Annotated in this window: 10 protein-coding genes; 8 read left to right on the top strand and 2 right to left on the bottom strand. The window is 60.2% G+C overall.

Going from position 1 to position 12,640, the window contains the following annotated elements:
* The first annotated feature begins 313 nt into the window (after positions 1–313).
* The 4 genes from Q0C28_RS09600 to Q0C28_RS09585 are packed head-to-tail and all read left to right on the top strand — an operon-like array spanning position 314 to position 5,407.
* Entirely contained in the window at positions 314–1,564 is a 1,251-nt protein-coding gene (locus Q0C28_RS09600) for a sarcosine oxidase subunit beta family protein (protein WP_293575182.1), read from the top strand.
* Positions 1,565–1,576: 12 nt separating this feature from the next.
* Positions 1,577–1,885: a sarcosine oxidase subunit delta gene (locus tag Q0C28_RS09595; protein WP_293575181.1), complete on the top strand. Its 309-nt coding sequence runs from the start codon at positions 1,577–1,579 to the stop codon at positions 1,883–1,885.
* A complete protein-coding gene (locus Q0C28_RS09590) occupies positions 1,882–4,851 on the top strand; it encodes a sarcosine oxidase subunit alpha family protein (RefSeq protein ID WP_293575180.1) in 2,970 nt (989 codons plus the stop codon). The genes Q0C28_RS09595 and Q0C28_RS09590 overlap by 4 nt, the downstream gene beginning before the upstream one ends.
* Positions 4,844–5,407 carry a sarcosine oxidase subunit gamma gene (locus Q0C28_RS09585; protein ID WP_293575178.1) on the top strand — a complete coding sequence of 188 codons (564 nt, stop codon included), beginning with the start codon at positions 4,844–4,846 and terminating at the stop codon, positions 5,405–5,407. Before Q0C28_RS09590 ends, Q0C28_RS09585 begins: the two co-directional genes overlap by 8 nt.
* A gap of 164 nt (positions 5,408–5,571) precedes the next feature.
* Here Q0C28_RS09585 and Q0C28_RS09580 read toward each other — a convergent pair whose 3' ends face one another.
* A complete protein-coding gene (locus Q0C28_RS09580; RefSeq protein ID WP_293575176.1) occupies positions 5,572–6,579 on the bottom strand; it encodes a helix-turn-helix domain-containing protein in 1,008 nt (335 codons plus the stop codon).
* Complete coding sequence (locus Q0C28_RS09575) at positions 6,576–7,472, bottom strand: LysR family transcriptional regulator (RefSeq protein ID WP_293575175.1); 897 nt, start codon at positions 7,470–7,472, stop codon at positions 6,576–6,578. The genes Q0C28_RS09580 and Q0C28_RS09575 overlap by 4 nt, the downstream gene beginning before the upstream one ends.
* A gap of 121 nt (positions 7,473–7,593) precedes the next feature.
* Here Q0C28_RS09575 and Q0C28_RS09570 point away from each other — a divergent pair, with 121 nt between their 5' ends.
* The 4 genes from Q0C28_RS09570 (at position 7,594) to Q0C28_RS09555 (ending at position 12,435) form a co-directional block, all read left to right on the top strand.
* Positions 7,594–9,045: an aldehyde dehydrogenase family protein gene (locus tag Q0C28_RS09570; RefSeq protein ID WP_293575174.1), complete on the top strand. Its 1,452-nt coding sequence runs from the start codon at positions 7,594–7,596 to the stop codon at positions 9,043–9,045.
* The gene (locus Q0C28_RS09565; protein ID WP_293575173.1) at positions 9,042–10,028 is read left to right on the top strand and encodes a membrane dipeptidase; all 987 of its coding nucleotides are present in this window, start codon (positions 9,042–9,044) and stop codon (positions 10,026–10,028) included. Before Q0C28_RS09570 ends, Q0C28_RS09565 begins: the two co-directional genes overlap by 4 nt.
* A 68-nt stretch (positions 10,029–10,096) precedes the next feature.
* Positions 10,097–11,788 carry a hypothetical protein gene (locus Q0C28_RS09560; protein WP_293575172.1) on the top strand — a complete coding sequence of 564 codons (1,692 nt, stop codon included), beginning with the start codon at positions 10,097–10,099 and terminating at the stop codon, positions 11,786–11,788.
* Positions 11,785–12,435, top strand: a complete 651-nt coding sequence (locus Q0C28_RS09555) for a DUF3726 domain-containing protein (protein ID WP_293575171.1) — start codon at positions 11,785–11,787, stop codon at positions 12,433–12,435. The genes Q0C28_RS09560 and Q0C28_RS09555 overlap by 4 nt, the downstream gene beginning before the upstream one ends.
* Positions 12,436–12,640: the final 205 nt, after the last annotated feature.

The raw sequence follows: 12,640 nt of genomic DNA, 5'->3' as shown, positions 1-12,640 counted from the left end.
AGTGCCGCGCATGCAGTCGATAGACTGTCAGGCCAGAGATCAAGCGTATTGGGGCGTCCCGCTGGGGCGCCCTTTCGTGTTTGCCGCCTCCAGGTGCAGACCAGAACCCTGGCCCTTTGCGAGACGTCGTTTTGGCCAAACATCGCAACTGCATATGCGCTTTGCGGTTGGATGCAGCGTCGCATTGCAGGCGGACCTAGATTGGCGCTGGTTCTGGGTTTTGTCGATTTTGGCTACAAACTTGTCCGAAAGCGGCCATGTGCCCGAAGCCTGTTTTGGCGCATCACGTATCCTGAAAACAACAGGAGTCGTCATGCGGTATTCTGCGTTCAGATTGATCAAGGAAGCGCTGACTGGTCACAAGGGTTGGCGGCCACAATGGCGCGATCCCGAACCGCAGCCTCACTATGACTACGTCATTATCGGCGGCGGCGGTCATGGGCTTGCGACCGCTTATTATCTGGCCAAGGAATTCGAGGCGGCACGGATCGCTGTCCTGGAGAAGGGTTGGATCGGTGGCGGCAATGTCGGTCGCAACACCACGATCATTCGCTCCAACTACCTGTTGGACGGCAACGCGCCGTTTTATGAATTCTCGTTGAAACTGTGGGAGAACCTGGAGCAGGATCTCAACTACAATGCCATGGTCAGCCAGCGTGGCATTCTGAACCTCGTTCATACCGATGCCCAACGCGACGCCGCCCGTCGTCGTGGCAACGCCATGATCCTGCATGGGTCGGATGCCGAACTGCTGGATCCCGCGGGTGTGCGCGCGCTCTATCCGTTTCTCAATTTCGATGATGCACGTTTCCCCATCAAAGGCGGGCTGTTGCATCGGCGTGGCGGCACTGTGCGGCATGATGCCGTCGCCTGGGGATATGCTCGCGGCGCTGACATGCGCGGCGTGGATATCCTGCAAAACTGTGAGGTCACCGGCCTGCGCATCGAAGATGGCAAAGTGCTCGGCGTCGACACCACACGCGGCTACATCTCCGCGGGCAAGGTGGGCGTGTCGGTGGCCGGTAATTCCAGCCGCGTGATGGGGCTGGCCGGCATGCGGCTGCCGATCGAAAGCCATGTTTTGCAGGCTTTCGTCTCCGAGGGGCTGAAACCGTTCATCCCCGGTGTGATCACCTTTGGGGCCGGGCATTTCTATTGCAGCCAATCGGACAAGGGCGGTCTGGTGTTTGGCGGTGATATCGACATGTACAATTCCTATGCGCAGCGCGGCAATCTGCCGGTTGTCGAAGATGTCGTGGAAAGCGGCATGGCGTTGATCCCGGCCCTGGGTCGTGCGCGTCTTTTGCGCAGTTGGGGCGGCATTATGGACATGTCCATGGATGGCTCGCCCTTCATCGACAAGACCCATATCGACGGTCTCTATTTCAATGGTGGCTGGTGCTATGGCGGGTTCAAGGCAACGCCCGCTGCGGGCTACTGCTTTGCGCATCTGCTGCACACGGATCGCCCGCATGACACAGCTGCCGCCTATCGTCTGGACCGGTTTATGAGCGGTCACATGATTGATGAAAAGGGCCAGGGTGCCCAACCGAACCTGCACTGAGGGATTGACGCGATGATCATCAACCACCCGCTTCTGGGGCCGCGCGATGCGCAGGAGTTCACCTATCTTGGCGATGCAGAGCTGTTGAACCGGCCTTACTGGCTGTCCGAAACGGCTTTGCAGCAATTTCACGAGTATCTCTATCTGCGGGATAATCCGGCTGGAACCCATCGTGAGTTGTGGTTTCACGAGCAGGGTGATCGGTCCTGGCTTGTCGTGACCCGCGACACGGGCACCCATGAAATCCAGAACGTCGAATTGGCGCGCGACGTGGCCTTGGCCCGCCGCGCGGCGCGCACAGCCGGGGAGACACGCGGATGACTGTGGCTGGAGCGCCTTTGCGCAATCGTCTGACGGGCGGGTTGATTGACCGCGACCAGACGCTGAATTTTCAGTTCGATGGCAAGACTTTCCAGGGCCACGCCGGGGACACGCTGGCCTCCGCGCTGATGGCAAATGGCGTGCAGCTGATGGGGCGGTCGTTCAAATATCATCGCCCCCGGGGACTGCTGAGTGCGGGTAGTGAAGAGCCCAACGCCCTGGTGGAGCTGCGCCGTGACGGTCGCCAGGAGCCAAACACCCGCGCTACGGTGGCAGAGCTGTATGACGGGCTGGAGGCCCAGTCACAGAACCGCTGGCCGTCACTGCGCCACGACATGATGGCGATCAACGATCGGTTTTCGACGTTTTTGACCGCGGGGTTTTACTACAAGACCTTCATGTGGCCGAAAGCGTTCTGGGAAAAACTCTATGAGCCGATAATCCGCAAGGCCGCCGGGCTGGGCAGTCTGACGGGGCAGGATGACCCAGACGCCTATGACAAAGGGTTTTTGCATTGTGACCTATTGGTCATTGGTGCCGGTCCGGCCGGGTTGTCGGCGGCGTTGACGGCGGGGCGCGCGGGCGCGCAGGTCATCTTGGCAGACGAAGATTTCCGTTTCGGTGGTCGCCTGCTGAGCGAGACACAAGCGCTGTCCGATCTGTCCGGTGCCGACTGGACGGCGCAGGTTCTGGCGGAATTGGACAGCCTGCCGAATGTCCGCACAATGATGCGAACAACCGTGTTCGGGGCCTATGATCACGGGATCTACGGCGCGGTTGAGCGTAACGCCGATCATCTGGTGGCACCTGCGGCGGGTAAACCCCGGCAGACCTTGTGGCGCATTTATTCCAAACGAGCGGTGGTCGCGGCGGGCGCGATCGAGCGTCCAATTGCCTTTGAAAACAATGACCGCCCTGGGGTGATGCTGGCTGGTGCGGTGCGCGCCTACGCCAACCGCTGGGCCGCGACACCGGCGGCGTCTGTTGTGGTTTTTGCCAACAATGACGATGCCCATCAAACCGCGCGAGACCTGCGCGCGAAGGGTGTTGCGGTGCCCGCAGTCGTTGATGTACGCCCCGACGCGCCACGCATTGATGGGATCGAGGTGCTGGCAGGCGCGCGCATCGTCAACACGCGGGGTCGGCTTGGTCTTGGATCAGTGACCGTGCAGTTGGCAAATGGCCAGACGCGGGAGATCGCCTGCGGTGGTCTGGCCATGTCTGGGGGGTGGAACCCGAACCTCGGCCTGACCTGTCACCAACGCGGCAGACCGGTGTGGAACGAGGACATCCACGCCTTTGTGCCCGGCGGCAACCTGCCTGCGGGTCAATATGTGGCCGGAGCGGCGGCTGGGGAGCTGTCGACGGCGGCGGCGTTGCGCTCTGGGGCAGCGCAGGCGATTGCGGCACTGGCGGATTTGGGCATGGCTGCTGCCGCGCCGGAGCTGCCCGAAGCGGAAGACGCGGCCGTCGCGATCACGCCATTCTGGCAGGTCGCCGGGGAAAAGCGGGCGTGGCTTGATTTCCAGAACGATGTCACCGTGAAGGATGTCAAACTGGCCCATCAGGAAAACTTCACCGCGGTGGAGCATCTGAAACGCTACACGACCCTCGGTATGGCCACGGATCAGGGTAAAACCTCCAACGTCGGAGCGCTCGCCGTTATGGCGGAGTTGACCGGCAAATCGATTGCGCAGACGGGTACGACGATCTTTCGTCCGCCTTATACGCCGGTTTCCATGGGCGCGCTTGCGGGCCGTGCTGTGGGCCAGGCGTTTCATCCCACCCGCTTGACCCCAAGCCATACGTGGGCGGAGGAGCAGGGCGCGGTCTTTGTCGAGGTTGGCAATTGGCTGCGCGCGCAATGGTTTCCCAAACCGGGAGAGACCCATTGGCGCCAGAGCGTTGACCGAGAGGTGACCCAGACGCGGAAATCTGTAGGCGTTTGTGATGTGACCACCCTGGGCAAGATTGATGTGCAGGGCACGGATGCGGCGGCTTTTTTGAACATGATCTATGCCAATGGGTTTGCCGGCTTACCGGTTGGCAAAGTGCGCTATGGCGTCATGCTGCGCGAAGATGGTGTAGCCTATGATGATGGCACGGCGGCGCGTCTGGCAGAGGATCATTTCGTCGTCACCACCACCACGGCCAATGCGGCCCTTGTCTATCAGAACATGGAGTTCGTGCGGCAGTGTCTTTGCCCGGAGATGGATGTGCAACTGATCTCCACAACCGAGGCCTGGGCGCAATACGCGGTCGCCGGACCCAACGCGCGCAAGCTGCTACAGAAGATTGTTGACCCGGACTATGACCTGTCCAATGAGGCGTTTCCCTTCATGGCCTGCGGTGAGGTCACTGTTTGTGGTGGCTGTCCGGCGCGGTTGTTTCGGATCTCGTTTTCGGGGGAGCTGGCGTATGAAATTGCGGTGCCCACCCGGTATGGCGACGCGCTGATGCGGGAGCTGATGGACGCGGGCCAGGCCTTTGATGTCAGGCCTTATGGCACCGAGGCGCTGGGGGTGATGCGCATCGAAAAGGGCCATGCGGCGGGCAACGAGCTGAACGGCACCACCAGTGCGGCGAACCTCGGTCTTGGTCGCATGCTGTCGAGCAAGAAGGACTATATCGGGCATGTTCTGAGCCAACGCCCTGGTCTGGCGGCTGAGGATGGGTTGCGTCTGGTTGGTCTGAAGCCTGTCACACCGGTGCAAAGCTTGCCTGCCGGGGGCCATCTGATGGCGGCTGGCGGACCCGTGGATGCGGCGCATGATCAGGGATATGTGACCTCGGCGGCCTATTCACCGACCCTTGGGACAGCAATTGCGCTGGGGTTTGTCAAACGGGGCGCAGAGCGCATGGGGGAACAGCTGCGTCTGGTCAACCCGCTTGAACGTCAGGAACTGCTGGTTGAGATCGTCAGCAGCCATTTTGTTGATCCAGAAGGGGAGAAGCTCCGTGCATAGGTTGCAGTCGCGCACGCCACTGGGAGCCGCTGCCGCGCGCAGCGACACGATTGGCACCCTCACCATCGCGGAAATCACCGATGTGGCGTTGGTATCAGTGTCCGCGCGCAATGATCAGGAGCCAGCCTTGCGCGCGGCCTTGGCCACGGCCGTTGGTCTGGATCTGCCAGAGGTTGGCCAGTCTGCCACAGCTGATGATCTGTCTGCGTTTTGGACCGGGCCGTCGCAATGGATGTGCGCAGCCCCCTATGAGGGCGGCGAGGTGCTGTGCCGACAGATCAAGCATCACGTGGGCGCATCGGCATCGGTGGTGGATCAGACCGATGCCTGGTGCCGGTTTGATGTGTCTGGCGCGCAGGTGTTTGATCTGTTCGAACGGCTCACCAAGGCGCCGGTGCGCAGTATGGCTCCGGGCGCTGCGTGCCGTACCGGGGTGGAGCATCTGGGCGTCTATCTGTGGTGCCAGAGTGCGACGCATTGGGCGGTCATCGGCCCGCGCTCGTCGGCGGGATCTTTGCATCATGCCCTGATGGCCGCTGCACGGTCTATTTGCTGACAGGCCGCTTGAGAGCTAGCCAAGGGCAGAGCTGACTGTAGGCGCGCGCCGTCGCAAGGCCTGTGTGGCTGGTGGTCTTCTGCGCCCGTGCTGTGTTCTTTCTGCCCGAAATCGTTGAAAACCCAGGGCTGTCGCGCAGACGTCCCTGGGTTTAGTTGTTCGTGTCAGCCCGCTGGCAGGGCATCGCCGCTTTTGACCCGGAGTGAGTTTTTCGCCCGGCGGTCATTGATAGGCGTGATGCCAAAGGTCTCGCGGTAAATCCGCAGAAACGCGCCGGGTGTGGCGTAGCCAACCATATAGGCGATTTCGATCACCGAGGTGCTGGAATAGAGCACCAGCTGCCGGGCCTGGTTCATCCGCATCATGCGGTAATACTTCAGCGGACTTTGGCCCGTGGCGTCCTTGAAACTGCGCTCCAGCGACCGGGGCGAGACGCCGATCGCATCCGCCACCTCGCTGATTTGGATCGGGCTTTCGATGTGTTCTGCAAAATGCTCAATCGCCTGGGCCACTTTCTTGGGCATGAGATCGATGCTCTTTGCGGTCGAAAACGCTGGGGTTTTCTGGGCGGAGGTCGCACTGCGCACATATGGATGCTGAAACCAGCAGGCGACTTCTGCCATGATGGCGCCGTTCAAATGCTCTTCGATGAGCGTGAGCATGTGATCAAACACCGCTGAGGCACCAGAGATGGTCAGGAATTCGCCTTCGTCGCAAATCACTGTGCTGCGCGTCTCCAGTTCGGGGAATTCCGCGTCAAAGGCGGCTTCATAGCACCAGTGAACCGAAAGCGGATTGTCCCCAACCAGTTTGGTCCGAGCCAACGGGAAAATGCCACCGCTGAACGCGCCCAGTCGGGTGTTGTTGCGGATCAGCCGTTGCAAGGCCGCATTGGCGCGCGAGGGGTGATCAAACTGCGCGTTCGGCCCGGCTGTGAAGACCAGATAGTCATGTGCTGCCAGATCGGACAGTTTGGCGTCCGGCGCAAAGGTCACCCCAGAGGATGAGGCGACGGGTTGATCTGTTTCGGCCACCACCGTCCAGCGAAACGCCTCTTGGCCGGAAATTTCATTGGCGGCGCGCAGTGGCTCGATGCAGGAGGTCAGACAGGCCATCGGGAAGCCCGGGAAGATCAGGATTGCGAGAGAGAGAGGGGCAGGCGTGTCGGTCATGCTGCGGATCCTTGCATCATGTCAGCGGTGCAGGTGACGATATGGTGTTCAATCATACGGGCCGCCGGAGAGAGGGCTGCATCGCGTTTGCGCAGCAGGTGGATTTGTCGTTTGGCCAGGGTATCGGCCAAGGGGCGGAACACCAGACCGGTTGCATTGGCGGCGCGGGCGGCCATTTCCGGCAGGATCGTGATGCCGATTTCGGCGTGAACCATTGCAATGATCGATGTGAGGTTCTGTGCCGTCAGCAGCGCGCGGTCGTGGAGCGCTTTGGAGGCGGGCGCGGTGATCCCTGCAGACAGGCTGTTGGCGATCAGCCGGGCGTCCTGCAACTCGGCCCAGGCCACAGGGCCGCTGTCATTGGCCAGCGGGTGCGATGGGGCGCAGATCACGCCAAAGGCGTCTGACAACAGGTGCCTGCTATAGAGACCAGCGCTGTTTTCGCCCATGGTGGCGATCCCGATGTCGATCCGGTTTCTCGACAGCTCATGCAGGATGGAATTGGAATCCATATCGCGCAGTTCGATGTCGATGTTGCTGAGGTCGGTGATGTATTTCGACACGACCAGCGGCATGATGGATCCTGCGACCGACGGCACGGTTGCGATTCGCACGTGGCCGTGGGTGGCATTGGCATAGCCTTCGATGGCTTTCACCATATTGTCGAATTGCTGCAGCTCGCGCTCTGCCTGCTCCAGCACATAGGCGCCCAGAGCCGTCAGCTTGTTTTTACGGTCGGTTTCAAACAGCGGCTCGCCCAGATGCGCTTCGAGCTGTTTGAGCATCATCGACACTGCCGAAGGTGTGCGGCCCAGAATATCTGCGGCATCACTGAGATTGCCGCTGCGGGCCACCACGGCAAAACCACGGAGCAGTTCGATTTTGAGTGCCATTGATCAGCGCGCGTGCCCATCTTCAGAATTACTGAAATCAGCTTCAATAATTTTAGTTTGATTGAATAGTGCGTAAGTGTCCATACCGGAACAAACGAAAACAGCCAGAAGCGATGCCCGAATGTCTGATCTTGGAAAAAACCTCATTGCCGGAGACTGGCACGCGGGTGATAGCGAAATCGAAAACCGCAATCCCTCCGATCTGAGTGATCTGGTCGGTCGCTTCGCTCAGGCGACCCCGGATCAGCTGGAGGCAACGCTGGATCAGGCACGGCGCGCCCAGGCCGAATGGGCCGCCTATGGCTTGGAACGCAAACAGGCCGTGCTGATGAACATTGGCAATGAGCTGATGGAGCGGGCAGAGGAACTTGGCCGTCTGCTGAGCCGCGAAGAGGGTAAGCCGCTGGCGGAGGGCAAGGGCGAGGTTTACCGCGCGGGCCAGTTTTTCACCTATTATGCAGCGGAATGTCTGCGCCAGCTGGGTGAGAACGCAGATTCCGTGCGCCCCGGTGTGGAAATCGACGTGCGGCGAGAGCCCGTTGGCGTGGTGGCGGTGATTTCGCCATGGAATTTCCCGACAGCCACCGCATCCTGGAAGATTGCACCTGCGCTGTGCTACGGCAACGCCGTGGTCTGGAAACCGGCCAATGTGACCCCTGCCTCTGCAGTTGCGCTCACCGAGATTATTGCCCGTCAGGACATTCCCAAAGGGCTCTTTTCGCTGGTGATGGGCGCGGGTCGCTCCATCGGACAGCGGCTGGCGGAAAGCCATAAGGTCGATGCGATTTCCTTCACCGGCTCGGTGCCGGTTGGCAAGGGCATTGCCGCCGCGGCTATCCCACAGCTGACCAAGGTTCAGATGGAAATGGGATCAAAGAACGCCTTGGCTGTCATGGATGATGCTGATCTTGATTTGGCGGCCACCCTGGCTCTTGGCGGTGCTTTTGGTGGGGCGGGTCAAAAATGCACGGCCTCCTCGCGCCTGGTGGTTCACGCTGCGGTCTATGACGCGTTTGTCGAAAAACTCGTGGCCGGAACCAAGGCGATCAAAGTGGGTCATGCCCTGGCCGAGGGCACACAGATGGGCCCAGTGGTCAGCGAACAGCAATTGCTGGAGAACCTGGCCTATGTTGATCTGGGCAAATCCGAAGGTGCAGAACTGGCCTGTGGCGGTCAGCGACTGGAGATGCCGCAGCAGGGGTATTACATGTCGCCCGGTGTGTTTTTGAACACGACCAACGACATGCGCATCAACCACGAAGAGATGTTCGCGCCGCTGACCAGCGTGATCAAAGTCGACAGCTATGACGAGGCGCTGTCGGTGGTGAATGACACCAATTTTGGTCTGACGTCGGGCATTGTTACCCAATCGTTGGCGCGTGCCACCCATTTCCGTCGCCATGCGCGTACGGGTGTTGTTACCGTCAATCTTCCGACCGCGGGAACCGACTATCACGTGCCATTTGGTGGCCGTGGCGACAGTTCTTACGGGCCAAGAGAGCAGGGCAAAGCGGCAGCAGAATTCTACACCACCGTCAAAACCGCCTACATCAGTGCAGGTCCGGTCGGATGACAGGGGGCGTGCTGATCGACGGGCTGCAATATGCCAATTGGTCGGAAAAGATCTTTCGCCAATTGCGCGAAGGTGGGGTGGATGCGATCCACGTCACCATCGCCTATCACGAGAATTTCCGCGAAACCGTATTGAATTTCGAACGGTGGAACCGCTGGTTCGAAGAGTATCCCGACCTGATCATGAAGGGGCTCTGGGCGTCTGATATCGATGCGGCGCGTGCATCTGGGCGCACGGCGGTGTTCTTCGGATTTCAAAACCCCAGCCCGATTGAGGATGATATCGGGTTGGTCGAAATCCTGCACACCCTCGGCGCGCGATTCATGCAGCTCACGTACAACAATCAGTCGTTGCTCGCGACCGGATGCTATGAGCAGGAAGACACGGGCCTCACCCGGATGGGCAAACAGGTGGTCCGGGAAATGAACCGTGTGGGTTTGGTCGTCGACATGAGCCATTCCGGCGACCGTTCAACCATCGACGCGGCGGAGTATTCAGAGCGCCCCATCGCAATCACCCATGCCAATCCGTATGAGTGGTCGCCTGCGCTGCGCAACAAGAAAGAGGATGTGATCCGGGCGGTCACCTCGAATGGTGGGATGCTTGGCTTTTCGGTCTATCCCCATCACCTCAAGGGCAAATCGGACTGCACGTTGCAGAGTTTCTGCGAAATGGTTGCCCGCACCGCCGATCAATTTGGTGTTGAACATTTGGGGATCGGGACCGACCTGTGCCAGGATCAACCCGACTCTGTTGTGGAATGGATGCGGGTTGGGCGCTGGAGCAAAGAGATCGACTATGGCGAAGGGTCCAAATCTGACCCAGGGTTCCCGCCGATGCCGACCTGGTTTCAGGACAATCGCGACTTTGGCAACATCCGTGAGGGTTTGCGGTCCGTCGGCATGGCAGAGCATGAAGTTGCAGGTGTGATGGGCGAGAACTGGTACCGGTTCTTTGCCGACAACTTTGGTCCACAAGGGTGATGCCGCTGTCGAGATACGGGGCGGGCCTTTGGGAGCTGATCTGATTATGCCAGCGGAGGTGTCTGAAAATGACTGAAATTCCACTGCGGGATCCAAAAATGGTGATGCGGTTGGCGCGTTTGGGGTCTTTCCACCAGTCTCGTCTGTCGTTCATGCGGGTTCTGTTGCGGCGCATCGCACGCGAAGGCTGGCGGTTTGAAAAGTCGCGCTTTGAGATTGATGCCAAGGGCGAGGGCACGGCGGTGTTGACAGCACATGGGCCGGACCGGACCTATTCTCTCATTGCTTTTGCTCATGATTTGCCAGCGGAACTGCGCTCCGATCGGGTCATTGCGACCGCTTGGGATGCCACCTTTACCCTGTTTGATGGCGTCCCAACTGCGGATGATATCGCGCGGCTGCGTGGCAATATCCCGCTCCAGGAAGCAGGTCGTGTCAGCGAAAAAGAGCTCTCAGTCTCGCGGGCGAACCGATCCGTTCGGCTGTGGGAACATGTGGTGGATCAGCTGTCAAAAGGCCAGCAGCCCGATGCGCAAAAGATGCAGGATGTTGGATATCTGATGCGCACAACTGCAGTGTATGGATCCGGCAAACTGGGGGCCGCTGACCGAGAAATGGTGGCCCAACGCGCCGAATTTGCGGTGCCGTTTCAGGTTGAAATGTTGTCAGTCTATCTAACACGCTGGTTTGTGCTAGAGTTGGTGCAACATATGGCGGATTTGCGGGCGGCAGAAACCGGGCAGACCGCGGCACGGTTGGACCCTGCATTGGCGCGTTCTATCGGCATGGGCAACTCGACCGGGCTGGGCATGGCGCCGTTTCTGCTGAACCATCCGGTTTTGTTCAACAACTGGATTTCGGCGAGGGAACGCGCGCTGCAAGCCGTGCGCGGCCAGGCGGATGTATCCGATGCTGCGAGGGAAGTGTTTTTGGCGCTGGTTCAGCGAAGCGCCGCGGCCATCGCGGGCTGGCAATCCCAACATCCCATTCAAATCGAAAAACTGGCGCAGCTTCGCACTGATGTGGCCCAGGTGACAGATCATCTGACGCAGGATCCTCTGCAGGGCTCACATCCCTGGAACGCGCTTTATGCCTGGGCCGAGCGCACGCTGAGTGTAGAAGGTCAGGAGTGGCTGGTGTCTTTGATGCTGGAACCTTTTGGAGAGGTGGTGGATGACCTGTCGCAGCAGATGGCTGCGGACAATACGGCTTTGTTCCGGATCGCCGGGGCCATGACGGTGGCAGATCTGCGCGGTCTGCTGCAAGAGATCTATGGTTGGGCGATTGAAACGGACTGGGACCAGCCCGACAGCACAGCGCGCGCCTGGTATGTGTCTGAGGAAAAGCTGGAACCACGGCTTGGCCAGCGCTTTGAGGAGCCGATCGAAGCCTATGAGCAGCCGCTGGCGCCGGGGCGCGATGCTGCCATGCTCTATGCTGCGCTTCGTCATTGGCCTGCCGACAGGCAGGTGGCGGATTTCCTGTTGCGCCATCCCGAACACCGCCATGTGGTGCGCCGGGTGCAGATCGCTGGGCGCGCACCCTATGCCGAAATCCGCGACAACACCATTTCTGCGGAGCTGCTGCCGATTGATATGCTGCGCTGCAAACTGTCGTTTTTTGGTGCAACCGAGTTTGATCCCCGTTCTGACCGTTGGGTGCGGATCTGCATGTATCGGGGCGCGCCGCTGCCGCCAGAACTGACTGCCGAGAACGCAGAGTTCTGGGTCTATCCCGAGCAAGAGACCACCGCCGCATGAGCCATTCTCTCAATGAAATCGAAGCGATGGCCAAACGCGCGGCGCGCGGGGCTGGCCTGTCCTGGGGGCTGGCCGAGGAGGCCGCCAAAGGCACGCGCTGGCTGGCGTCATTTGGTCTGCCGGGCACCGAGATGCTGGCCAGGTTGCTCACCGTCAATGACCGCGTGCCTGCGATTGATGTGTCGCCTGTGTCTCTGCGGGCGCAGGTCTGGCACGCGCCATCCTATCGCATGAGCCCGTTGATCGCGGGCGCCGCTCTCAGTGATTGTGCGGTTCGGCTGATGGACCGCGGCAGTATCGAAATGGCCTCGGTCACGTTGCCCTTGCTGGCCGTGCCTTTCATGGCGGGCGCGGCGCTGCGCCTGGGGCAGCCGGTGTCCGCCACCTGGCATGGCGCGCAGCTGACCACCGATGGGCGTTGCCTATGCGTGAGCGGGGATCCTGAAACCCTGCGCCTGGAACAGGCCGATCACGTCAGCTTTTGCGCCCCTGCGCAGATGACTGGCCCCAAGGAGCCGATGATGCGGGCGGAGGTCTGCGCCACCAGCTGGGCGCAACTTGAGGCGTTTGCACAGCGCACATTTGCGCCCGCGACAGAGGAAAGCCGCCGTCTGGGTGCCGGAGCAGGGCTGACCGACAACGACTGATCATTTCGCCGCGCGCGACATAACGTGACAGGATTGGAAAGACATATGACGACCGAAACCCTTACCCCCAAGTTCGACAGTTAATCGCGTAAGTATTTGATATTTTTCACCCGGAAGTGGCGTTTGTGTGACGACAACAGGCTGTCAGGCCGGTTTTGGCAGGTTCAGGGTTGCGAAGAGGTCGAGTTGCTCCGGAGTGATTTTG

The organism is Phaeobacter sp., from assembly GCF_022825805.1.
Classification (GTDB): domain Bacteria; phylum Pseudomonadota; class Alphaproteobacteria; order Rhodobacterales; family Rhodobacteraceae; genus Phaeobacter.
The sequence above is the reverse complement of the archived record's forward strand: the minus strand, read 5'-3'. Positions and strand labels throughout refer to the sequence as shown.

What these genes read in the sequence shown, in the direction of transcription:
- Q0C28_RS09555 (WP_293575171.1), top strand. Translation starts at nt 11,785, where the DNA reads ATGAGCCATTCTCTCAATGAAATCGAAGCGATGGCCAAACGCGCGGCG.
- Q0C28_RS09575 (WP_293575175.1), bottom strand. Translation starts at nt 7,472, where the DNA reads ATGGCACTCAAAATCGAACTGCTCCGTGGTTTTGCCGTGGTGGCCCGC.
- Q0C28_RS09565 (WP_293575173.1), top strand. Translation starts at nt 9,042, where the DNA reads ATGACAGGGGGCGTGCTGATCGACGGGCTGCAATATGCCAATTGGTCG.
- Q0C28_RS09595 (WP_293575181.1), top strand. Translation starts at nt 1,577, where the DNA reads ATGATCATCAACCACCCGCTTCTGGGGCCGCGCGATGCGCAGGAGTTC.
- Q0C28_RS09570 (WP_293575174.1), top strand. Translation starts at nt 7,594, where the DNA reads ATGTCTGATCTTGGAAAAAACCTCATTGCCGGAGACTGGCACGCGGGT.
- Q0C28_RS09590 (WP_293575180.1), top strand. Translation starts at nt 1,882, where the DNA reads ATGACTGTGGCTGGAGCGCCTTTGCGCAATCGTCTGACGGGCGGGTTG.
- Q0C28_RS09560 (WP_293575172.1), top strand. Translation starts at nt 10,097, where the DNA reads ATGACTGAAATTCCACTGCGGGATCCAAAAATGGTGATGCGGTTGGCG.
- Q0C28_RS09600 (WP_293575182.1), top strand. Translation starts at nt 314, where the DNA reads ATGCGGTATTCTGCGTTCAGATTGATCAAGGAAGCGCTGACTGGTCAC.
- Q0C28_RS09580 (WP_293575176.1), bottom strand. Translation starts at nt 6,579, where the DNA reads ATGACCGACACGCCTGCCCCTCTCTCTCTCGCAATCCTGATCTTCCCG.